Source organism: Micromonospora sp. WMMC273, from assembly GCF_027460285.1.
GTDB lineage: Bacteria > Actinomycetota > Actinomycetes > Mycobacteriales > Micromonosporaceae > Micromonospora > Micromonospora aurantiaca.
This window is the reverse complement of sequence record NZ_JAPZBE010000001.1, coordinates 2,109,690-2,132,387: the sequence shown is the minus strand read 5'-3', so window position 1 is coordinate 2,132,387 and position 22,698 is coordinate 2,109,690. Positions and strand designations below refer to the sequence as shown.

Sequence of the window (22,698 nt, the reverse complement as noted above, 5' to 3'; positions counted from 1 at the left end):
CAAGCCCGCCCTCCGACAGTCGCCAGCACGCCATACTTCCGCATCGCCGGAGCCGCCTACCGCCCGCCGCTCGTCACCCACGCCTGTCGGCATGCCGTCGCCCCGTCGCCGGTCAACGGCCCTGCGGGCGCTTGACGTTGTCTCCGAGCCTCCCTGACCTACCTCGCCGGCGCCGGGTTACCCCGAGTCGTGCTGGTGGCCTGGGGCGGTCACGCCGACGGCGGCAGCTCGCCAAGCGGGTCTACGTCCACCCCGACAGCAGCCGCCTGGAGGCGGCAGCCGAGCACCAGATCGTGTACCGACCGGACTTGCGGCAGCCCGTCCTCGGTCAGCACGATCGTCACCCGGGGGTGTCCGGGAGGAGTGCGCCGGGGTCGTCCGGCACGTCCACACGCGGGCCGATCGGCGGGCACACCTCGGATCGAGGTCGGGGTTGGCCATCGGCTCAGTATTCGACGCCACCGCCGGGGCCGCCCGCCGAGCACGACGACGGGCGACGCTCGCCGGCGCGACAGCCGGAGGAAGCGGCCCTCGACGCGCGGTGAGCGCGACGAGGGCCGCGGCCTGGGCGGGTGGCAGTGGACGGCGGGCGGTGGTCAGTCGGGCGGGGCCATCCGGCGACGCAGTTCCCGCTTGAGCACCTTGTGGCTCGGCCCGAGCGGCAGGTCGTCGACATACCGGATCTGCCGCGGGTACTTGTGCCGGCCCAGATGCTCCCGCGACCAGTCGATCATCTCCTGCTCGTCGGGCAGGCCCGGGCCGGCCGGGTCCGCCACCACCACCGCGCAGACCTCCTCGCCGTGACGCGGGTCGGGCACCCCGATCACCGCCACCTGGCCGACCGCCGGGTGCCGGGCAAGGACCTCCTCCACCTCGCGTGGGTAGACGTTGAAGCCACCCCGGATGATCATGTCCTTCTTCCGGTCGATGATGGTGATGAACCCGTCGGCGTCCTTGCGTCCCAGGTCACCGCTACGGAACCAGCCGTCCACCACCGCCTCCGCGGTCGCCTCGGGCCGCCCCAGGTAACCGGCGAAGACGTTGTGCCCCCGGATGACGATCTCGCCGAGCTCTCCGGTCGGCAGCAGCTCGATCCGCTCGTCCACCTCCGCGCGGGCGATCTCCACCTCCACGCCCCAGACCGGGTGCCCGATGGTCCCGGCGCGGGTGCCGAAGTGCGGCTGGTTGGTGGTGGCGGTGGGTGAGGTCTCGGAGAGCCCGTACCCCTCGAAGACCGTCGTCTGGAAGGCGGCGTGGAACCGTTCCAGCACGGCCACCGGCAGCGACGCCCCGCCGGAGACGCAGAGCCGCAGCCGAGGCAGGTCGTCCCGGTCCCGGGCGGCGTCGAGCAGCGCCACGTACATGGTGGGCACGCCGTGAAAGACGTCCACCCCCTCACGCAACATCAGGTCGATGGCGGCCGGCCCGGTGAACCGGCTCAGCAGCACCAGCGTCGCGCCGATCCGGAAGGTGCCGTTCATCGCCACCGTCTGGCCGAAGCTGTGGAACAGCGGCAGGCAGCCGAGCACTACGTCCGTCCTGCGCGCGTCGTTGGCGTCGAAGACGTTCACGGTGGCGTTCATGACCAGGTTGAGGTGGGTGAGCACGGCGCCCTTGGGCACCCCGGTGGTGCCGCTGGTGTAGAGCACCACCGCCGGGTCCTCCGCCGACCGGGTGACGTACGACGGCAGCGGTGGCAGCGGGTGGCTCAGCTCCTCCAGGCGGGGCGCGACCGCGCCGGCGGCCGCCGGCCCGACGGTCACCAGCGGCACGCCGGCCGCCGCCGCGGCGGCGGCGCCCAGGGCGAGCTGGGAGCTGTGGCACACCAGCAGCTTCGTGCCGCTGTCGGTCAGCACGTGCGCCGCTTCGTCCACGGTCAGCAGCAGGTGCACCGGGACGAGCACCGCGCCGGCGGCGAGGGCCCCGTAGTAGACCCGGGGGAAGTCCACCACGTTCGGGGCCAGCAGGGCCACCTTGTCGCCGGGGCCGACCCCCCGCTCGCGCAGCCCGGCGGCGTAGCTGCGCGCCTCCAGCCACAGCTCGGCGTACGTCACCCGGGTGTCGCCGTCGACCACGGCGACGGTGTCGGCGTGCCGGCGGGCGGACTCGGCCAGCACCATGGCCAGCGACAGCGCGGTCATCGGGCCACGCCCCGCACCAGACGGCTGACCGTCTCGGCGACGCAGACCGGCTTGCCGCCGGCGTCGCTCTCCACGGTGACCGCGGTGACCACCTGCACGCCGCCGTCCACGGGTGACACCTCGGCCAGGGTCGCGGTGGCGCGGACCGCGCTGCCGACCCGGAGCGGGGCCGGGAAGCGCACCCGGTTGAGGCCGTAGTTGACCCCCATGGCCACCCCCTCGACCCGGTAAAGGCCACCGGCCAGCGCCGGCAGCAGGGACAACGTGAGGTAGCCGTGCGCGATGGTGCCGCCGAACGGGCCGGCCGCGGCCCGTCGCGGGTCGATGTGGATCCACTGGCGGTCGTCGGTGGCGTCGGCGAACCGGTCGACCCGTTGCTGGTCGATCCGGAACCAGGGGCCGGGGCCCAGGGTCTCGCCGGTCGCCTCGGCCAACTCCTCGATGGACGCGAAGACCCTCATGCCAGGTGCCCTCCCAGCTTCGTGTAGCCGCGCAGCAGGTCGCGGGAGATGATCAGTCGCTGCATCTCGTCGGTGCCCTCGAAGATCCGGTAGAGCCGGACCTGCCGGTACCAGCGCTCGATCGGCAGCTCGCGGGTGTAGCCCATGCCGCCGTGGATCTGCAGGACGCGGTCGACCACCCGATTGACCATGCCCGCGCCGTAAAGCTTCGCCATCGAGGAGGCGTGTCGCGGGTCCATGCCCTGCTCGACGGTCCAGGCGGCGCGCAGGATGAGCCAGCGGGCCGCCTCCAGCTCGGTCTCCGAGTCGGCGATCATCCACTGGATGGCCTGGTTGGTGCCGATCTTCGCGCCGAAGGTCTCCCGGGTGTTGGCGTAGTCGATGGCCATCGACAACGCCCGCTCGGCGATGCCGACGGCGTGCGACGGGATGATGTAGCGGCCCTTGCCGATCCACTCCATGCCGAGGCTGAAGCCCTGCCCGGGCTCGCCGAGGATGTTGCGCCCGGGCACCCGGACGTCGTCGAAGACCAGCGAGGCGGGGCCACCCTCGCCCATCGTCTGGATGAACTCCGAGCGCCAGCCCATCGACCGGTCCACCAGGAACGCGGTCGCGCCGCCGTGGCGGGCGCCCTTCTCCCGGTCGGTCACCGCGATCACGATGGCGAAGTCGGCGTCGTGGCCGCCGGTGATGAAGGTCTTCTCGCCGTTGAGGATCCAGTCGTCGCCGTCACGGCGGGCGCTGAGCTTGATGTTGGCCGCGTCGGAGCCGGCGCCGGGCTCGGTGATCGCGAAGCAGCTGCGCCGCTCCCCCTCGATGGTCGGGACCAGGTACTCGCGCTTCTGCTCGTCATTGGCGTGGAACAGGATGTTGTCCGCCTCGCCGCCGAACCGGAACGGCACGAACGAGCGGCCGAGTTCGGTCCAGATCAGGGACTGGGTGACGGCCGGCAGGTCCATGCCGCCGTACTCCTCCGGGGTGGCCAGCCCCCAGAACCCGAACTTGCGCGCCTTGAGCTGCAACTCGCGCAGCTCGCTGTGCTCCAGTCCGGGCCGGTGCGCCCGTTCCCGCCTCAGCAGCTCCTGCTCCAGCGGCATGACCTCCCTGGTGATGAAGTCGCGGGCGGTGTCGCGGATCGCCCGCTCGGTGTCGGAAAGCGCGAAGTCCATGTCCCCTCCGGGTGCTGGTCCGCCGGCGCGCCTCAGCGCGCGCCGCCGTTGACGTACAGGGTCTGCCCGCTGACGTACGACGCGTCGTCGCTGGCCAGGAAGGCGATCACCGAAGCGATCTCGGTCGGCTGGGCGACCCGGCGCAGCGGGGTGTGCTCGGCGACCGTCCGCTGATGCTCCTCCGGGCTGCTGCCGACCCGCTGCGCGGTGGCGGCGGTCATCGCGGTGGCCACGTAGCCCGGGGCGACGGCGTTGACCGTGACGTCGTACGGGCCGAGTTCGATGGCGAGGGTGGCCGTCAGGCCCTGCACCCCCGCCTTGGCCGCCGCGTAGTTGACCTGGCCCCGGTTGCCGAGGGCGGAGCGGCTGCTGAGGTTGACGATCCGGCCGTAGCGGGCCGCGACCATGTGCTGTTGGGCGGCCTGGCAGCAGAGGAACATGCTGGTCAGGTTGGTGGTCAGCACCGCCTCCCAGTGTGGCAGGGGCATCTTGAACAGCAGGTCGTCGCGGGTGATGCCGGCGTTGTTCACCAGCACGTGCAACCCGCCGTAGGCCTGCACCACCCGGTCGGTCATCGCGGCCACCGCCGCGGGGTCGGTCACGTCGCAGCCGATGCCGACGGCCCGGCCGCCGGCCGCGGTGATCTCGTCGGCGACCGCCCGGCTGCGCTCCTCGTCGAGGTCGACCACGGCGACGGCGGCGCCCTCGGCGGCCAGCCGGTGCGCGGTCGCCGCGCCGATGCCCTGCCCGGCGCCGGTGACGACGGCCACCCGGTCGGCGAATCTGGTCACGGTTCTCCCCTTTGCTAGAAGGCGTTGACGCCGGTGAGCGCGCGTCCGATGAGCAGCTGCTGGATCTGGCTGGTGCCCTCGTAGAGGGTGGCGACCCGGGCGTCGCGCAGGTACTTGCCGACCGGGTACTCGTCGATGTAGCCGTACCCGCCGAAGACCTGGACGGCGTTGTTGGCCGCCCGGACTGCTGCCTCGCTGGCGAAGAGCTTGGCCATCGAGGCCTCGGTGGCGAACGCCTCGCCCCGGTCCACGAGGTCGGCCACCCGCCACACCAGCAGCCGGGCGGCGGCGGTGTCCACGGCGATGGCGGCGAGCAACTGCTGCACCAGCTGGTGCCCGGCGATCGGCTTGCCGAACTGGGTGCGCTGCCCGGCGTAGCCGACCGCCGCGTCGAGGCAGCCCTGGGCGATGCCGACGCAGCCGGCGGCCACCGACATCCGGCCCTTGGCCAGGGTGGCCAGGGCCAGCCGGAACCCGCCGTCGGCCGGGCCGAGGCGCGCGGAGTCGGGCACCCGGACGGCGTCGAAGCGCAGCTCACCGGTTGCCTGCCCGCGCAGCCCGAGCTTGCCGTGGATCTCCCTCCGGGTGAGCCCGGCGACGTTGGTGGGCACCAGGAACGCGCTGATGCCCCGGTGTCCGGGCCCGCCGGTGCGGGCGAAGAGCAGGACCACGTCGGCCACGGTGCCGTTGGTGATGAACGTCTTCGCGCCGGTGATCAGCCAGTCGCCGCCGTCGCGGGTCGCCCGGGTGGTCAGCGCGGCCGCGTCCGAGCCGCTGTCCGGTTCGGTCAGGGCGAAGCAGCCGAGCGCGGTGCCGGCGCAGAGCCGGGGCAGCCACTCGGCCCGCTGCGCGGCGGACCCGTACGCGGCGATGGCCTTGGCGACCAGGCCGAGCGACACCGAGACGATGCCCCGGACGGCGGAGTCGCCCCGGCCGAGCTCCTCCAGCACCAGGCAGTAGGAGAGGTGGTCGCCGCCGGACCCGCCGTCTTCCTCGGGGATGGTCAGCCCGAGGAAGCCCAGCCGACCGAGCTTGTCCACGATCTCCGGGTCGACCGACTCGCGCCGATCCCAGGCCGCGGCGTGCGGGACAACCTCACGGTCGACGAACTCGGCGGCGAGCTGACGAACCGCCGCCTGCTCCGCGGAGAGCTGAAGGTCCATGCGGCATAAACTAGCGCTGCAAGTTTAAATACGTCCAGACCCGGCTGTGGCAGAGTTGCCGCGGACCGACGAGTGAGCGAGGGAGGCGCGGATGCCCCGGCCGAGGCAGGCGCTGCTCAGCCGGCAGCGGATCGTCGATGCCGCCGCCGCGCTGATCGACGCGGACGGGCTGGAGGCGTTCTCCACCCGCCGGCTCGCTGCCGAACTCGGCGTACGCGGGCCCTCGCTCTACAACCACTTCGCCACCAAGGACGACATTCTCGACGCGGTGGCCGACAGCGTCACCGCCCAGGTGGACGTCTCCTTCTTCGGGCACCTCGACTGGCGCGAGGCGCTGCGCCGGTGGGGGCACTCGTATCGGGCGGCGCTGGCCGCGCACCCGAACATCGTGCCGTACCTGGCCCGCGGGCCGGGCCGGCGGCCGGCGGCGCTGGCGATGGCCGACGCGGTCTACGGCGGGCTCGTCGCTGCCGGCTGGCCGCCCGCGCGCGCGACGCACATCGGCGCGCTGATGCGCTACTTCGTGGCGGGCTCCGCGCTCGGATCGTTCGCCCGTGGCTTCGTCGAGGACCCCGGGTTGTACGGGGAGCGGTACCCGCACCTGACCCAGGCGCACCGGCTCGCCGAACATCAGCAACGGGTGGACGAGGGCGCCTTCGCGCTCGGCCTCGACGCGCTCATCCAGGGGCTCGCCCGCACCTACGAGGAGCACGTCGGGCCGCTACCACCCCTCCCGCCAGCCGATCCGGGGCACTAGGGCAAAAAAACTTGCAGCGCAGCGGTGGCCGTCGCGAACGGCTCCCGGTACGGCCTGGCCGGCGCTGTCCGGTCCGCCGACGAGCAGCGGGCGGTGCGGGTCGCCCGGCGGATCCGCACCGGAGCCGTGAGCATCAACGGCGCGCCGTTCAACCCGCTCGCCCCGTTCGGTGACTACAAGCAGTCCGACCCCGGCCGGGAACTGGGTCGCTACGGGCTCGACGAATTCCTCCAGCCCAAGGCGATCCCGCGATGAGGGCGCTGCTCGCCTACGGCGTGGACCAGCCGCTGACGGTGGAGGAGGTGGAGCTGCCGGACCCCGGGCCGGGTGAGGTACGGGTGCGGGTACGGGTGCGGGCCGCCGGGGTCTGCCACTCGGACCTGTCCATGGTCAACGGCACGGTCGCGCCGCCGTACCTGCTGGTGCTCGGGCCCGAGGCGGCGGGCGAGGTGATCGAGGTCGGCCCCGGCGTCGACCGGGTCCGGCCCGGCACGCGCGTGGTGCTGAACTGGGCGCCGCCCTGCCGGCGGCGCTGGGCCGCACCGCGTAAACGGGGGTTTTCGGGGGGCGGTTCAAATCTCCATAGAAGAAGTTCAAAGCCCTGACCAGCATTCTCACTGGTCAGGGCTTTTTCTTTGTCGGGACGGCCGGATTCGAACCGACGACCCCTTGACCCCCAGTTTGACAACGATTCTGTCACGGTATGCTGAAGCAGGCTAATACGTTCTCAGATTCAGACAAGAACGACACCTCGCAATGCTGTCTCGTGCCGTGCTTTGCCGCCCCGTCCGGCCGTTGCGGTTCGATGCGTTACCGGGCTCGTTACTGCGGATCGTCAAGGACTTCCTCTGTCGGGCAGTCCGCCGGGCTCCGGCGCAGGTGCGATCGCCAGTGGGCCGATCATCGACGTCAGGCTGGATAGTGTCCGACACAGTGCCGCGAACCCTTCGCCCGCTGCACCGTCGACTACCGTGGGTCTGAACGTTGCCGTCAGGAAGCAGCCGGAGGAGGCTGGTCGATCATGGGTGGTGCAGGCACCGGCGGAGCACCGGCGGGTTCCCGCTACGCCGACCAGCGGCCCTACATCGTCGCCGACCAGCTCGACGCTCTGCGGGGGCCGACCAACGGGTGAGCCTGGATCGCCGGCTCGACTGGTCCGGGCGGGCGCGCTACGACCTGGACAACCCGCGGCGCCTGGCCAGCATGTACGAGACCGTCCTTCGCGAGGCCACCGCCCCCGACGATCTCCCGATGGCTGGATGGCCGGACCCTGCAACGCCTATGGCCGGCCCTCGTGGTGCCCCACAGGTTCGCCGTCTGTGGGAAGCACGATTCCCCGAGCTGGCCAACACGCGCCGACACGCCGCATAGTGGGCGGCCAGACTCCGCCGATCCATCGCCGGCTGGCGCAGATCGCCCTACAAGTCGGCGGCCAGTACGGGTTCGCCTTGGCCGGCGGGCATGCCATCGCCGCCCATGGCGTCCTCGACCGCCCCAGCGAAGACGTCGACCTGTTCGCCGACTGGCAACGCCGTGCCGACTTCCCCACCGCCGTCGACGAGGTGATCGCCGCATACCGCGCCGAAGGGCTCGGCGTCGACATCGATCTTCGACTCGATCACAGTCGCGCGGCTGCACGTCACAGACCCAGCAAACCCACAGCAGCACCGGGTGGAACTGGGGGCGAACTGGCGCGCCCAGCCGCCCGTCCAGATGAACATCGGCCTGCAGGGTCTGGTGGCGACACTTGGAAGGGCGCAACAAGGCAAGGCATCAGGACCGGCGCTGGTGTCAACGCCAGCTCAACCTTCTCAGGCCGAGCCGACAGCTGGGCCAACGTGGGGAGCCCACAGCAGATCTCCCACCGGCTGAGGTGGGTTCCCAGTTTGCGGGAGGGGTCTCTTCAAGATTCGGGGCGGTTCAGGTGTGGGGTCATGCGGTGGGTGAATTGCCGAGCCTGCCTCGTCGCCACAATCCTCGCGAAAACCTGCCTGCGCGTCTGAGCAGGTCGTACGGTGATGTAGTGGGGACGAGCTAGGGCCAACGACAGACTCCGCCGGATCGAGAAGGACCTCGTCGATCGGATCGTTGCCGGGCAGCCATATGATCTGGCCGGTAATGAGCCGGTTGACGAGCAACGCATGCGCTCATGGGGTGCCGAGCGCACGATCCGTTCCTGGGTGCTGCGGGACATCCTACGTGGGCATCTCGCCGCGAATCCGGACCCTCGCGGTCTACGGTTGTGCGGGGCCCGCATAGAGGGGCGCGTTGATTTAGAGGGCCTCACCACACCGGTAGCGTTGGAACTCTATTCCTGCCTGTTGCCGCAGGGCTTGGTCGCGCGCGACGCGGAGTTACCCCGGCTGGCCCTCGTCGGGTGTGTAGTCGATCAGCCATCGGATCGGGATGACTCCCCTCTGGCTTGCGATCGGCTCACCGTCAAGCTGCTCAGCCTGGCGGGCGCACGGATCGCCGGCGACGGGAGCAGCGGCAGCGTGAGCCTGCTCGGCGCACACGTTGCCGGCATGCTGAGCTGTGAGGGGGCGGACATCAGCAACGAGTCAGGCCCTGCCGTCCATGCCGACGGCTTGCACGTCGACCAGAACCTCGCCTTCATCGAGGGATTCCGTGCCACCGGTTGCGGGAGCCTCGGAGCCATCAGTCTGATCGGCGCGCACGTTGGTGGGCAGCTGAACTGCACGGGGGCGATCATCCGCAACGACTCAGGACCGGCGTTGCAGGCCGACCGGCTTGAGGCAGACCAGAACGTCGCCTTCATCGGACAGTTCCACGCCACCGGCGCTGGGGACGACGGAGCAGTCCGGCTAATCGGTGGGCACATCAGCGGCCAGCTGATGTGCATCGGCGCGACCATCCGCAACGACTCAGGACCCGCCTTGGTCGCCGACGGACTGTATGTGTCTCAGGACGTCGGGCTTGTCCACGGGTTTTGCGCCACTGGTGCCGGGGAACGCGGCGCCGTCCGGCTGATCGGTGCGCATATCGCTGGGGAACTGATGTGCGAAAGGGCTACGGTCAGCAATGACTCCGGCCCCGCCCTCTACGCCGACGGCCTCCGGGTCGATCAGAACGTTGCTCTCGCCGGCGTATTCAAGTCCACCGGCACCAGCAGCGGGGCCGCCGTCCGCATACCCGGTGCCCACGTCGCCGGGGACTTGGACTGCACGGACCTGACTATTACCAGCGACTCGGGCCCTGCGCTCTATGCAGACGGCTTAAGGGTCGACCAGGATGTCGTACTTAACAGTCGGTTTCGGGCCGCCGGCGCCGGAACTTCCGCAGTCGTGTCTTTGAGCGGTGCCCTCATCGGTGGCCATTTGCTTCTCGATCAGCGGTGGGCGGCGGCTGACCGTAGCGCGTGGCCGGCAGCAAACACCAGCTACGCGCAGGCAGTGCTCGATGTAGACGGGTTGTCGTACGCCGGTGTGCCCGTTGGGGTTGATTGGCACGACTGGCGACGGATTCTTGTGCACGGCACGCCGGCATACGCTGCGCAGCCCTATCAGCAGTTCGCCAACGCGATGCGCGCGGCCGGGCATGACCAGCGGCTGCGCCAGATACTGATGGACCAGCGGCGGGATCAGATTCGCCGCGGCGTCGTGAGCGGCGCGGATCGGATGTGGGCGAGGATCACCGGACTTACCCTCGGCTACGGCTACCAGCCCTGGCGAGCGTTGATAGGGCTTGTTGCGGTGATCGCTTCCTCCGTGATCCTGGCGGCTGTCGTCCTGGGCCCACGCGGTGGCCTCGCACATACCGACGGCGCGAAGGCAACGCCGTGCTCGCTGCTGGAACAAGTCGGCGTGGGCTTGGACTTAAACCTGCCGATGCTACGCACCGGCACTGCGGCGGACTGTCATCCCACCGGCAGCGCCACAGGCGACGCATTGACGGTGGCTGCTTGGCTTCTGCAGGTGTTCGCGTGGGCCTTAGCTGCCCTGTTCATCGCAGGATTCACAGGCGCCGTTCGCAAGACCTGAGCGGCGCCGAAATCACGCTGCAGCCTTGCAGGCGTCCACGTCCCCGGAAAAGCCCTATACGCTTTTTCCCGCCAGGGCTATCGACAGCAGCGACCTGAAGCGACCCCTATCGGCCGGACACCTCGATGTGTGTCAGGGACTCTTGGTGGATCTTCTCGTAGGTGTCGGGGCTGACGTTACCCAGCCGGCCGTGCCGTCGGCGGGGGTTGTAGAAGCCTTCGATGTAGGAGAAGACCTCCATCTCCAGTTCGTGCCGTGACGGCCAGGCGCGGTGTAGACCAGTTCGGTCTTGAGGGTGGCGAAGAACGTCTCCGCCATGGCGTTGTCGTAGCAGTCGGCCACCGAGCCCATAGAGGCCAGGACCCCGCAGGAACGCAGGGTGCGGCCGAACTCAAACGACGTGTACTGCGTCCCCCGATCCGAGTGATGGATGAGCTGGTCACGGGCGGGTCGGCGGTGCTGGATGGCCATGCCGACCGCGTCGAGGATGAGCTCGGTGCGCAGGTGATCGGCCATCGCCCAGCCGACGACGCGACGCGAGTGGGCGTCGATGACGACGGCGAGGTAGAGGAATCCTTCCCAGGTGCGTAGGTAGGAGATGTCGGCAACCCAGAGCCGGTTCGGTGCGGTGGTGTGGAACTGCCGCTGGACCAGGTCCGGTGCGGTAGCGGTGGACGCGGCCTTCCGCCGGGGCTTGCCGCGCCGGCGCCGGTGAGCGCCCTCGATCCCTGCCAGCCGCATCAGTCTCGCTACCGACTTGCGGTTCCAACGGTGACCGCGCTCGTGCAGCTCAGCGGTAAGCCGGCGGGCGCCGTAGACGCCTCGGTGGTCGGACCACGCCCGCCGGGTGACCTCCACGCGCTGTTCGTCATGGCGTTGCCGGTCGGCGGCACGTTGTCGACCGCCGCGCAGCCACTGGTAGAAGGCGCTGCGGCCGACGCCGAGCAGGCGGCAGAGCAGACGGACCGGGTAGCTGGTCTTCTCCGCGTCGATGAACCGGTACACGTCCGCCCGGTTCACCGCTCCGTCTCGCGTGCGAAGAAGACCGCGGCTTTTTTCAAGATCTCCTTCTCCAGCTCCAGCTGGGCCACCTGCCGCCGCAGCCGCGCCAGCTCGGCCCGCTCATCAGCGGCCAGGTCACTGGGCCAGCCGCCATCGCGTTCCTGCCGCAGCCGGTCGACCCAGTTGCGCAGCGTCTCGTGGTTAACGCCCAACTCCCGACCCACGTCACGGATCGTGCGACCAGAGTCGAGCACCAACGCCGCGGCCTGGCGGCGAAACTCCTCGGGGTACTTGCTCTGTCGAGCCACAGCGGTTTCCTCCTCCTCGGCAGGATGCCAAGTCAAGAGGTGTCCGGTCTCAGGGGGTCACTTCATCTCTTCCGACCTTCGCTGCCGGCTGATGTCAGCCGCTCGGCTACGGCGAGCCTCGATTCGTTACTGCGTCCGTTACGCAATCCAGTCAAGGACCGGCGCCGACAACGCGTCCGCGGGCAGCGTGCAGCCGGCCACACCTTCTACAAGCATCCTAGGAAAGGAGGCTTGCTCGATCGAGAGAAGACGCGGCAGTGCCCCTACCGCAGCCAGTCCTCGCAGGCCTTCTCAACTCCGCCGGAGCTCGACTTTGAGCCCACCAACTAGGCTCCAGTGGAGAACGCTAGCTCGCTGCGTCAGCGACTGCTGGGGAGGGACGATCTTGCGCGTCCTAGTGAATGAAATCCGGAAAGTTGATCTCTACCGTCGCAGGTGAAGTAGTCTGCTCCCCGCGCACGCGGGGGTGATCCGGGCACGATCGGCGGCTCCGGCGCCCAGTCCATCTGCTCCCCGCGCACGCGGGGGTGATCCGGATCCGGATCGGCTGTGGCCGCAGGCGTTCGGCTGCTCCCCGCGCACGCGGGGGTGATCCCAAATTCATCTACTCGCAGGTGCCCGAACCCCCCTGCTCCCCGCGCACGCGGGGGTGATCCGTCGACCCGGGTCGCCACGATCGCGACCGAGGCCTGCTCCCCGCGCACGCGGGGGTGATCCGTCACGAGGGATTAACGCCACCGATCTAGCGGCCTGCTCCCCGCGCACGCGGGGGTGATCCCCACAACCTTGGAGGTTGCCGTGCGGCGTGCCCCTGCTCCCCGCGCACGCGGGGGTGATCCTGTGTACGTGATCGGCGTGGCCGGCAACTCCATCTGCTCCCCGCGCACGCGGGGGTGATCCCGGACAGGACAGTAGCCACCTCCTCCTCGTCCGCTGCTCCCCGCGCACGCGGGGGTGATCCGTGACAACGGTGTGGAGCAGGGCGCGGGATATTCTGCTCCCCGCGCACGCGGGGGTGATCCCCGGCCCCACGCCAACTGGTCCGCATCGGTGGTCTGCTCCCCGCGCACGCGGGGGTGATCCGGCGAACGCGACGACCGGTGAGGTGCAGATCGCCTGCTCCCCGCGCACGCGGGGGTGATCCGATGTGGGAGTCCGGCGGGATCGACCTGACGCCCTGCTCCCCGCGCACGCGGGGGTGATCCGGCTGCCACGGAGGCCGGGAAGGCCGGGGCGGACTGCTCCCCGCGCACGCGGGGGTGATCCCGACCCGCCCTGGAAAATCTCGTTCAGGTTCTTCTGCTCCCCGCGCACGCGGGGGTGATCCGTCGAAACGCTCGCGGACGCTCGCCGGGCCCTGCTGCTCCCCGCGCACGCGGGGGTGATCCGACTGCGCCGCAAATCCGGCCAACCGCCCCACGCTGCTCCCCGCGCACGCGGGGGTGATCCCATCTTCGGCATCGACTGGTACGAGCCGACCACCTGCTCCCCGCGCACGCGGGGGTGATCCGCGGTACCTGATCAACCCGCGGGCAAGCGATCTGCTCCCCGCGCACGCGGGGGTGATCCCGAACGCCGCTCCGATCCGGTTCGGGGGCACTCCTGCTCCCCGCGCACGCGGGGGTGATCCCGCCAGCCGGGTCCAGGTCGGAGACCGCATCCTCTGCTCCCCGCGCACGCGGGGGTGATCCGGCGTAGGGTCCTTCGCATCCGGGCTGAAAGACCTGCTCTCCGCGCACGCGGGGGTGATCCCTGCATGGTCTTGACCGAGGGGTTTGACGACCCCTGCTCCCCGCGCACGCGGGGGTGATCCGCCCTTCGCCGATCTCGGGAAGTACGTTCAGGGCTGCTCCGCGCGCACGCGGGGGTGATCCCCGACCCGAGGGAGTTCCCCTATGTGGCCTGACCTGCTCCCCGCGCACGCGGGGGTGCTCCGGAGGAAGCGAAACGGCTCGGCCTGACGAAGGACTGCTCCCCGCGCACGCGGGGGTGATCCGGAGCAGTGCATGACGGAAAGCGAAAAGTTGCTCTGCTCCCCGCGCACGCGGGGGTGATCCTGACGTCAATTGAGCAGAGCGTCGCCATCGGCTCTGCTCCCCGCGCACGCGGGGGTGATCCCACCTTGGCGAGCGTGTCCAGGGTGTCCACGAGCTGATCCCCGCGCACGCGGGGGTGATTCGTCGAGGTGAACCCGTCGGATCCCGGCTACCTCCTGCTCCCCGCGCACGCGGGGGTGATCCGGGCGGCGACGACCTCGGCGTCTACTTCGACGACTACTCTCCGCGCACGCGGGGGTGATCCGGCCGTGGAGGGATACCGGGACAGCCTGGACCGCTGCTCCCCGCGCACGCGGGGGTGATCCCAATGGGGGCGCTCGACATGTACGGACTCGACGCTGCTCCCCGCGCACGCGGGGGTGATCCCTACGCGCTCACCGACGGGCCGTCGCAGCAGGCCTGCTCCCCGCGCACGCGGGGGTGATCCGGCCCGCGGCGCCATGTATCGGCTCCAGCCGGGCTGCTCCCCGCGCACGCGGGGGTGATCCCTGGTAGCCGTCCAGCGTCTCCGCCCGGATCGCCTGCTCCCCGCGCACGCGGGGGTGATCCCATGCTCGGCGTCGAGCCGGAAGAACTCGGCATTTGCTCCTCGCGCACGCGGGGGTGATCCCACCGACGCCGGCCGCCGCGTGATGGCGCTGTTCTGCTCCCCGCGCACGCGGGGGTGATCCCCGGGCCGTGCTCATTCAGGGTGCGCTCGGCGCCTGCTCCCCGCGCACGCAGGGGTGATCCCTTGAGCGCCTTGACCCGGCGTTTGTCCTCCAGCTGCTCCCCGCGCACGCGGGGGTGATCCTCCGACGGCACTGGCGACATCAGTGATGCGCTCCTGCTCCCCGCGCGCGCGGGGGTGATCCCGACCTCGGGCGGGTGGTGTGGCCCAGCACCCGCTGCTCCCCGCGCACGCGGGGTGATCCCGCCAGCCGGTCCCGCAACGAGTTCGGGCCGACCTGCTCCCCGCGCACGCGGGGGTGATCCCTGCATCGCGGTCCATGCCGAGGCCAACGCCCTCTGCTCCCCGCGCACCCCGGGGTGATCCGTGGCACCAGAGCTGGCAGCCCAACTGCCGCGCCTGCCCCCGCGCAGGCGGGGGTGATCCCTGGCGGATCAGGGTGTAGGTGTTCTTGTTGGCCTACTCCCCGCGCACGCGGGGGTGATCCGCGCAGGGCGACGAGCATGCCGTTACGGCCGGACTGCTCCCCACGCACGCGGGGTGACATGACCTGTAATAGCAATTTCCCTTCGTCGCCTGTTCCCGCCCGCGCTGGGATCCATGCGGCGGTTGCTTCTTCCAGGCCGACCCGAAGTAGCCCTCCCGCTACGGGCACAGCTGCTCGGCGTTGCCCGATGGAGCTGCACATAGAGGTCCGATGTCTAAGTTCGTGTCTAGTGAATCATGGCTGGCCGGCGTTCATGGGCGGCTAAACGTTCCACAACGACCGTCGATCGGATCATGGCCGCCATGCTTGGTGGTACCTAGAGTGGTGCCGTGCTAACCGTCGGCGTTGACCTGGCAGCCGCAGATAAGCGCACGGCAATGGCCGCAATTGAATGGCTGCCAGGCCGCGCAGTAGTGCGCGACCTGGCACTCGGGGTCAGCGACGCCCAGATCGTTGAGGCAAGCCGCCGCGCGGACAAGACCGGGCTCGACTGTCCATTCGGATGGCCGGCACCCTTCGTCGCACTCGTCACGACCCACCAGGCTGGCCATATCGCCGCGAGCGAAGGCGAGGGCGGGCTATGGCGGCGCCGCTTGGCATATCGCCACACCGACGAGGTGGTGCGCGAGCAGACCGGGATCATCCCGCTCAGCGTCGCCGCGGATCGTATCGGGCACGCTGCCTTCCGCTGCGCCGGCTTACTGTCGATGCTCGCCGCCGACGGTCAGGATGTGGATCGCTGCGGAGACGGCCGAATCGTCGAGGTGTATCCGGCGGCGGCACTGAGCTGCTGGGGCTTGGCGCACCGCGGCTACAAGGGGCGAGGTCAACAGGTCCAGCATGCCGACCTCGTGACTGCATTGCGCGCTGCCGCGCCCTGGCTGGAGCTGGGCACCTTCGAGGCGTTGGCTCGGCGCAGCCACGACGCGTTCGACGCAGTGATCGCGTCGTTGGCTGCCCGCGCAGCTGTGATCGGTAAGGCCACGACGCCGGATGACGAGCAGCGGGTCGCCGCACGGTCCGAGGGGTGGATCGCGTTACCGACGTCCCCTCTGAGTGGCCTTATGGATGCGGCAGAAGCGTAGGCGGAGGGTAATCGTGGCTTCAGGATTGAGCTGGCTGGACAGCTCCCGCAACGATCAGCAGCGGATGCGCGAGCTGCTCAAACTCTTCAGCGACACAGAGAGCCGGGACGAGCTGGGTATCGGCCAGGTCCGCGACGCGTTCAGCGACCTGCTCTTCCCCGGCACGTCCGTCCTGCAGACCCGGGCGCGGTACCTGCTGATCGTGCCCTGGTGCTACCAGGAGGCCGAGCGGCGGGGATGGCGCGGCGACCGCCTCACTAAGCACGTGGACCGCAGCGAGCGGAAGGTGATCTCCGCCCTGATGAAGGGCGACGACACAGAGGGCGTAATCGGCCGTCGCGCTGGTGTCGCGGTACGAACGCTGCCGTCGACCATCTACGCGGCCGCGTTGCAGCGCTACGGCATCCGTATCGATGACGGCGATGTGGGCTCATCGGATCGCCGGTTCAGCGTTGGCTCGGACGAGGCGGATGAGCTGACCGAGCGAGTACACGGCGCCTGGCACGCGACGTTGCCGGCCGCGCCGAAGGGCTTTCCGGACGAGGTCGAGGGTGGATTGAAGCCTCGGCCGGAAGAGGGGCGATGGCTGCGCGAGCGGCTCCTGGCCGCGGTGCCGGACACGCTGCTGGCATACCTTCTCGAGCCCGCGCATCGCCCCGGTTGGGACAGTGAGGCGCCGTGGGAGGAGCCGGCGGTGGCGGCCGCGCCGGGTCCGATCGGTCCGGTGGTACGAGACGCCGCGCTGTTCTCGCTGGCGATCCACGGAGCGGCGTTGCTGTACAACCTCCTCGTGGCCCAACGGTACGAGGCTGCCGGCTTGACCGAACGTGAGGAGCCGGTGACCCGATACCGCGACCTGCTGCTGGACTGGAATCAGCGTGTGTCGACCGAGCACGGCCTCAAGGGCTGGGACCGATCGGGCATGTGGGACCGGTTGATCGACAAGAACCCGCGGATCGCATCGAACGCATCTGCCCGACGCTTCATTGACCGTTGGCTTGACGCGGTCACGAGCGGAGCGGCGCACGACGCCGTCACGGACCAGAGCCTGCGCACCCTGGTGGCTGAGCGGGAGCGGTCGGTCAAGAAGGGTCAGTCGCGGTTGGTCAACGACAAGCTGCTGCGTACGTGGAGTGGTGCCTCCGGCAGTAGGCCCTTGGTCTACCGGTGGCCGCAGGTACGCCGGATCCTCATCGACATCCACGACGGCTGCGCCGCTGACCTGCCGGAGGCTGCCGGTGCTCGCGCCTGATACTCGCTCCCTGCTGCTCGACGCGTTGCGCCCGCCGCCGGGTATGCGGATGTCCCGCGCCGTGGCTCTGACGTTCACCCTGGATCTGGAGAGTCTGCTGGTCGCCCCGCTGGCCTTCGCCGCGCAGGGCTTACGCGAGTCGACGGACCCGATCACGGTGATGGAGGGCGTACGGCGCTGCGCCGACCGGATCGATGTGTTCTGTCAGGCCGGGCAGATCGCAGTTCCGCCGACGAAGTCGGCGCTGCTGGCATTCGTCGAGCCCATGGTGCACCAGGTCCGCCGTCCCAGGCCGGGTCGTCTGTTCCACCCGAAGTTGTGGGCTCTGCGCTTCGAGGACGAGGCCACCGGTGAACCCTCGCTGCGCCTGCTGGTGCTGAGCCGCAACCTGACCAAGGACCGCAGCTGGGATGTATGCCTGCGCTTGGAGGGCTATCCGGGCACTCGCCGGGTGGCCGGCAACAAGCCCCTCTTCGACCTGCTGCAACGCGCGATGCTGCTGGCAGTCGCGCCGCTGCCTACTGATCGGCAGGTGGCGATCGAAGCGCTGGGCGAGGATCTGCGTCGAGCCGAGTGGGAGTACCCCGACGGGGCCTCGGCGATGTTCTTCCACGCGCTGGGGGTGCCTGGTGCTCACCGAGTGGACTTCGCCGGCACACGACATCTGGTCATCTCGCCGTTCTGCACGCCGGACGGCCTCGACCGGTACGCGCCGAGCGGCAAGCTGGCGGTCGTGAGCCGCCAGGAGACGCTCGACTGCCTACCCGACGAGAGCCTGACCGGCGCCGAGGCCTTGGTGGTCAACGAGTTGGCCGGCTTGCCGACTGAGGAGTCGCCGTCCGGCCAGGAGGTGCTCACCGGGCTGCACGCCAAGGTGTACGTCGTGGAGAAAGGCCACCAGGCCCGGGTTCTCCTCGGCTCCGCCAACGCGACCGCTGCGGCGTTCGACGGTAACGTCGAGCTGCTGGTGGAGCTGGTTGGTGGCCGCACTCAGTGGGGCATCGATGCCCTCCTCGGCCCCAAGGCAGCGTTCCGCGAGATTCTCGAACCCTACGAGCGTCAGACCAGCGCCGATGCGGATCCCGAGGCAGACCGGCTGCGAAACCTGATCCGCGACCTGGCGGCCGTACCGCTGTTGGCTACCGTCACGTCCGAGTCGGACCGCTACAGCATCCGGCTGACTTCTGAAGACGCCGTGCCAGATGCGCCAGGTGTACGGATCACCGCGCAGCTGCACACCCGCCGGGGCGAGGCGACCACACTCGCAGCGGGGCAGCCGGTCGACGCGGCGTTCACCGGGCTCACGCTGGTCGACATCACCCCTTTCGTCATCGTCACCGCGGAGGACAGCACCGGCCGCGAACAAGCCGTCGTCCTCGCCACCCTGGTCGGCGATCCCGAGCACCGGCTTGACCACGTCATCGCCGAGCAGATCGACACGCCGGAGAAGTTCCTGCGGTTTCTGCTTCTGATGCTCGGCCTCGGCACGGAAGCTGCCGCCGCGGTAAGCGGCGGCGCCGGCGGAGCCGGCGCCTGGCGTACAGGCGGGACCGGGATCTTCGAGCTGCTTCTCAACGCTCTCGTCGACCGGCCGGAGCAACTCGACGACCTGGCCCGGCTCGTCAGTCGCATCGAGGCCAGCGGCAGCAGCAAGCGGCTGCTTCCACCTGGCTTCGCCGAACTCTGGAAGATCATCACAGAGGCGCGGGACGCGATGGCAGAGGAGGCGCGCGCGTGAAGCGGTACGACGCCGGCCCGGTCATGGCCGGCTTGAAGGACTTCCAGCGCACCACCGTCGCGCATGTCGTCGACCGCTACTTCGGCGCCGACCCGACCCGCCGGTTCCTGGTCGCCGACGAGACCGGTCTCGGCAAGAGCGTGGTCGCCCGAGGCGTGATCGCACAGACCCTGCAGCGTCTTCAGGACGACGACAGCGTCGAGCGGGTCGACGTCATCTACGTCTGCTCCAACCAGGATGTGGCGCGCCAGAACATCGACCGGCTTCGGGTCACCCCGGACGAGACGGTAACGCTGTCCAGCCGGCTCACCCTGCTCGCCAAGCACGCGGACAAGCTCAATGCCGCGACCGCTACCGCCGGCAAACCGATCAACCTGGTCGCCTTCACCCCTGGCACCTCCTTCGACCAGGGCTGGCGCACCGGCACGGCCGAAGAGCGCGCCCTACTGTTCCTGCTGCTTGAGCAAGCAGGCTCGTGGGACGGCTGGCGAACCCGGGCGGCGCTGCGGGCGTTGCAGGCCGGCGTCGCGACACCTGGACGCTTCGAGCGCGAGTGTGTCCGGCTGCGGGAGGAGCTGGGCGGAAAGGTCAATCGCACGATCGCTGACGAGTTCCTGCGCCGCGCCCGGCAACGGGGCCTGCTCGACAGGTTCGACGCACTGCTGGACGGCATCGGCCGACGTCCCGCGCTACCAACCGCTCTGCGGGAGACCGCTCGCAAGCTCACCGGTGACCTCCGTACGGCGCTGGCCACCGCCGGCGTCGAGGTCCTCGAACCCGACCTGATCATCCTCGACGAGTTCCAGCGCTTCCGGGAGCTGCTCGACGACAACGGAGGCGAGGGCGCCGAACTCGCCCAGCACCTGTTCGACTACCGGGACGCCCGGGTGCTGCTACTGTCCGCCACCCCGTACAAGCCGTTCACCTTCGCCGAAGAAGCCGCTACCGGCGAGGACCACTACAGCGACTTCCGGCAGGTCCTGCGCTTCCTCAGCGACGACGAATCCTGGCACGCCGACGTGACGAAGGCATTCGAGGCGTACCGGGAAGCTCTGGTCCGCGGCGAACCTTGCGCTGACCTGCGCGAGTGGCTGCGCCGCCTGCTGCTGACGGTCATGTGCCGCACCGAGCGACCCCTCCTCGGCCAGCACGACATGCTGCGCGAACACGTCACCCTGGCCGACGACGTCAACCCGCAGGACGTACGTAGCTACGTCGCGATGCGCAAGATTGCCAAGGCTGTCGGGGCTCCCATGACGGTTGAGTACTGGAAGTCCGCACCGTACTTCCTGAACTTCCTCGACGGCTACCAGCTCGGTGCCAAGGTCCGCGCGGCGCTGAAGGACCAGACAGATTCGAACGTGCCACCGCTGCTGGGCATGGCCCAGCAGCTTGATGCCGAGACGATCCGCCGACGTGAGCCCGTCGATCTCGGCAACGGCCGGCTACGGCAGCTCGCCGCCGACACCGTTGACCGGGGGTGGTGGAAGCTCCTCTGGCTGCCACCGTCGCTGCCCTACCACGCTCTCGATGAGCCGTTCGCTACCGCGGCGCGTGAGGGCATCACCAAGCGGCTGCTGTTCTCATCCTGGAGCGCCACTCCGACCGCGGTAGCGGGCCTCCTCAGCTACGAAGCCGAGCGCCGGCTGGGCACGGCCGGAGAGGGGCACCGCCACCTCGACTACCGCATCGAACACGAGCGCCCCGCGGCGATGAGCGTCCTCGCGCTCTTCTGGCCCCATCCCACTCTGGCGGCACTGTGCGATCCGCTGGCGTTGGCTCGGCAGCGACCGGACGACCTCGCGCTGCTGGACGACTTCGAATCCGAGGTACGGGACCGGCTCCGTGCTCACGCCACAGCCGAAGAAGGGTCCGGCCTGCCAGCGCCGGCTGAGCCGTGGGAGCTGCTCTTCCGATGGCCGGGCGCCGATCCCGCCGCCGACGACGCTGCTGCCGCCCTTGGCTCGTCGGCAGACGAGGAGCATTCGGCAACAGGTCTGGACCGACACGTCGCCCGGGCGCGGGTTCTGACGAAACAGGCTGGCCACCCGACGCAGAACCAGCTGGACGGGCTGATCGACAGCATCGCGGCAATCGGCCTGCACGGCCCTGGCAACATCGCCTGGCGAGCGTTGTCCCGGCTGATCGAACCCGGCAGCCAGGTCACACCGGCGGGGCATTGGCGTGCAGCCGCGCTCCTCGCCAGTGGTCTGCGTTCCCTGTTCAACCGGCCAGAGTCCACACAGCTACTCGACCACCTGGCGATGGACAAGGTCTACTGGCAAGCAGTGCTGCGGTACTGCGCGGCCGGCGGGCTGCAGGCCGTCCTCGACGAGCACCTGCACACGTTGCGCAGCACAGCCTCGGACACCCCACTCGACGACTGCGAACTGTGGAAGATCGCCGACGATGCACGGCAGGCGATGGCCAGCCGACAGTCGACGTACGAAGCCTTCGACCCACACAACCCGGAGCAGCCCATCAAGCTGCCCGGGCGGTTCGCCCTACGCTACGGCGGCCGCGGCGAGGAGCAATCCCAGGTCAACCGCAAGATGGTCGTACGCGCCGCCTTCAATAGCCCGTTCTGGCCATTCGTCGTCGCCACCACCAGCGCCGGCCAAGAAGGCATCGACTTCCACCATTGGTGCTCAGCTGTCGTGCACTGGAACACCCCGGCCAACCCAGTCGACTTCGAGCAGCGCGAAGGGCGCGTACACCGATTCGGCGGGCATGCCGTGCGGCGCAACGTCGCCGCCGCGCACCGGGCCGATGCCCTGCGCTCGGCTGATCCGGACGTCTGGAGAGCCCTGTACGACGCCGCTCGAGCAGAGTCCGGAGAGCTGGGTGATTTCGCGCCGTACTGGGTGTTCTCCGGGCCGGCGAAGATCGAACGACACGTGCTGCCCTATCCGCTCAGCCGTGACCGGGCGCGGTTCGACCGGCTCAAGGCGGATCTAGTGAGGTATCGGCTCGCGTTCGGCCAGCCGCGGCAGGAAGACCTGCTGCTCCTTCTGCAGCGGCAGGCGAAAGGCGAGGACGACGTGCCTGATGTTTTGGATCTGAGTCCTCAACGGCCGACCGCTTCCCGGTTGTGAGACGGACGCTCGACTCGAGCCGGAGGAGGTGCAGTGAACGGCCGGACCCGTTCGCCCAAGTCGCACCGATTCACTACGCTCAGGTGGAGGTTGTCGGAGCGTCAGCTAGGTATCAGCCAGAGGGCAAGGGAAACGATCTTGCGAGTCATAGTGAATGAAAACCGCGAAGTCGATCTCTAGCGCCCCAGGTCAAGAAGTCTGCTCCCCGCGCACGCGGGGGTGATCCCATGAGCATGACCATGAGGGCCTGCATTAGCTTCTGCTCCCCGCGCACGCGGGGGTGATCCGTCCGCGCCGAACCCGCCGACGGCAGCCAGGGCCTGCTCCCCGCGCACGCGGGGGTGATCCGAGGGCCGCGCGCTGCTGGTCCGGGATCACTCCCTGCTCCCCGCGCACGCGGGGGTGATCCGTGGGCGCGCCGGCCGATCAGCGCGAAGACCGTCTGCTCCCCGCGCACGCGGGGGTGATCCCCGGGCTGTGGGGACACTCCACCTACGTGGTGTCTGCTCCCCGCGCACGCG

At 69.6% G+C, this 22,698-nt stretch carries 16 protein-coding genes, 2 pseudogenes and 2 CRISPR repeat arrays (1 of these 20 cut by a window edge); of the genes and pseudogenes, 9 read left to right on the top strand and 9 right to left on the bottom strand.

The window, feature by feature from the left end; all coding sequences use genetic code 11:
* Positions 1–209: 209 nt before the first annotated feature.
* The 6 genes from O7611_RS10040 to O7611_RS10015 form a co-directional block, all read right to left on the bottom strand.
* Positions 210–344 (bottom strand): hypothetical protein, encoded by a 135-nt coding sequence (locus O7611_RS10040; protein WP_255533003.1) that lies wholly within the window; start codon positions 342–344, stop codon positions 210–212.
* A 252-nt stretch (positions 345–596) separates the two neighbouring features.
* Entirely contained in the window at positions 597–2,141 is a 1,545-nt protein-coding gene (locus O7611_RS10035; protein ID WP_194799873.1) for a long-chain-fatty-acid--CoA ligase, read from the bottom strand.
* Complete coding sequence (locus tag O7611_RS10030) at positions 2,138–2,602, bottom strand: MaoC family dehydratase (protein WP_194799872.1); 465 nt, start codon at positions 2,600–2,602, stop codon at positions 2,138–2,140. The genes O7611_RS10035 and O7611_RS10030 overlap by 4 nt, the downstream gene beginning before the upstream one ends.
* A complete protein-coding gene (locus O7611_RS10025; protein ID WP_116507000.1) occupies positions 2,599–3,771 on the bottom strand; it encodes an acyl-CoA dehydrogenase family protein in 1,173 nt (390 codons plus the stop codon). The genes O7611_RS10030 and O7611_RS10025 overlap by 4 nt, the downstream gene beginning before the upstream one ends.
* Before the next feature lie 32 nt (positions 3,772–3,803).
* On the bottom strand, positions 3,804–4,562 hold the full coding sequence (locus O7611_RS10020; protein WP_194799871.1) for an SDR family NAD(P)-dependent oxidoreductase: 759 nt from the start codon (positions 4,560–4,562) through the stop codon (positions 3,804–3,806).
* Positions 4,563–4,576: 14 nt separating this feature from the next.
* On the bottom strand, positions 4,577–5,725 hold the full coding sequence (locus O7611_RS10015) for an acyl-CoA dehydrogenase family protein (protein WP_194799870.1): 1,149 nt from the start codon (positions 5,723–5,725) through the stop codon (positions 4,577–4,579).
* Between the two features lie 91 nt (positions 5,726–5,816).
* Here O7611_RS10015 and O7611_RS10010 point away from each other — a divergent pair, with 91 nt between their 5' ends.
* The 5 genes and pseudogenes from O7611_RS10010 to O7611_RS09990 all read left to right on the top strand — a co-directional run bounded on the left by O7611_RS10010 (position 5,817) and on the right by O7611_RS09990 (position 10,483).
* Positions 5,817–6,482, top strand: a complete 666-nt coding sequence (locus tag O7611_RS10010) for a TetR/AcrR family transcriptional regulator (protein ID WP_269696663.1) — start codon at positions 5,817–5,819, stop codon at positions 6,480–6,482.
* Between the two features lie 21 nt (positions 6,483–6,503).
* Positions 6,504–6,737: pseudogene (locus O7611_RS10005) on the top strand (aldehyde dehydrogenase family protein); the annotation flags it as partial.
* Positions 6,734–7,087, top strand: coding sequence for an alcohol dehydrogenase catalytic domain-containing protein (locus O7611_RS10000; RefSeq protein ID WP_442929335.1), 354 nt, complete (start codon positions 6,734–6,736; stop codon positions 7,085–7,087). The pseudogene O7611_RS10005 and the gene O7611_RS10000, both read left to right, overlap by 4 nt.
* Before the next feature lie 654 nt (positions 7,088–7,741).
* On the top strand, positions 7,742–8,485 hold the full coding sequence (locus O7611_RS09995; RefSeq protein ID WP_269696662.1) for a nucleotidyl transferase AbiEii/AbiGii toxin family protein: 744 nt from the start codon (positions 7,742–7,744) through the stop codon (positions 8,483–8,485).
* A gap of 297 nt (positions 8,486–8,782) precedes the next feature.
* Positions 8,783–10,483, top strand: coding sequence for a hypothetical protein (locus O7611_RS09990; protein ID WP_269696661.1), 1,701 nt, complete (start codon positions 8,783–8,785; stop codon positions 10,481–10,483).
* 106 nt (positions 10,484–10,589) lie between these two features.
* On the opposite strand, the gene O7611_RS31990 is transcribed toward O7611_RS09990, so the two are convergent.
* From O7611_RS31990 to O7611_RS09980, 3 genes and pseudogenes are all read right to left on the bottom strand, one after another.
* Positions 10,590–10,724 carry a hypothetical protein gene (locus O7611_RS31990; RefSeq protein WP_442929334.1) on the bottom strand — a complete coding sequence of 45 codons (135 nt, stop codon included), beginning with the start codon at positions 10,722–10,724 and terminating at the stop codon, positions 10,590–10,592.
* 89 nt (positions 10,725–10,813) lie between these two features.
* A pseudogene (locus O7611_RS09985) lies at positions 10,814–11,488 on the bottom strand (IS3 family transposase); the annotation flags it as partial.
* 11 nt (positions 11,489–11,499) lie between these two features.
* Positions 11,500–11,793 carry a transposase gene (locus tag O7611_RS09980; RefSeq protein WP_269696659.1) on the bottom strand — a complete coding sequence of 98 codons (294 nt, stop codon included), beginning with the start codon at positions 11,791–11,793 and terminating at the stop codon, positions 11,500–11,502.
* A gap of 445 nt (positions 11,794–12,238) precedes the next feature.
* A CRISPR array of direct repeats spans positions 12,239–14,886; the repeat unit is 28 nt; unit sequence CTGCTCCCCGCGCACGCGGGGGTGATCC.
* Between the two features lie 450 nt (positions 14,887–15,336).
* Here O7611_RS09980 and O7611_RS09975 point away from each other — a divergent pair.
* The 4 genes from O7611_RS09975 to O7611_RS09960 are packed head-to-tail and all read left to right on the top strand — an operon-like array spanning position 15,337 to position 22,177.
* Positions 15,337–16,092 carry a DUF429 domain-containing protein gene (locus tag O7611_RS09975; protein WP_269696658.1) on the top strand — a complete coding sequence of 252 codons (756 nt, stop codon included), beginning with the start codon at positions 15,337–15,339 and terminating at the stop codon, positions 16,090–16,092.
* Between the two features lie 13 nt (positions 16,093–16,105).
* Positions 16,106–17,344, top strand: a complete 1,239-nt coding sequence (locus tag O7611_RS09970; protein ID WP_269696657.1) for a DUF6361 family protein — start codon at positions 16,106–16,108, stop codon at positions 17,342–17,344.
* On the top strand, positions 17,331–19,082 hold the full coding sequence (locus O7611_RS09965; protein WP_269696656.1) for a phospholipase D family protein: 1,752 nt from the start codon (positions 17,331–17,333) through the stop codon (positions 19,080–19,082). The genes O7611_RS09970 and O7611_RS09965 overlap by 14 nt, the downstream gene beginning before the upstream one ends.
* Positions 19,079–22,177 (top strand): C-terminal helicase domain-containing protein, encoded by a 3,099-nt coding sequence (locus O7611_RS09960; protein WP_269696655.1) that lies wholly within the window; start codon positions 19,079–19,081, stop codon positions 22,175–22,177. Before O7611_RS09965 ends, O7611_RS09960 begins: the two co-directional genes overlap by 4 nt.
* A gap of 198 nt (positions 22,178–22,375) precedes the next feature.
* Positions 22,376–22,698: direct repeats of the CRISPR family, unit length 28 nt; unit sequence CTGCTCCCCGCGCACGCGGGGGTGATCC; it runs 1,781 nt beyond the window's last position.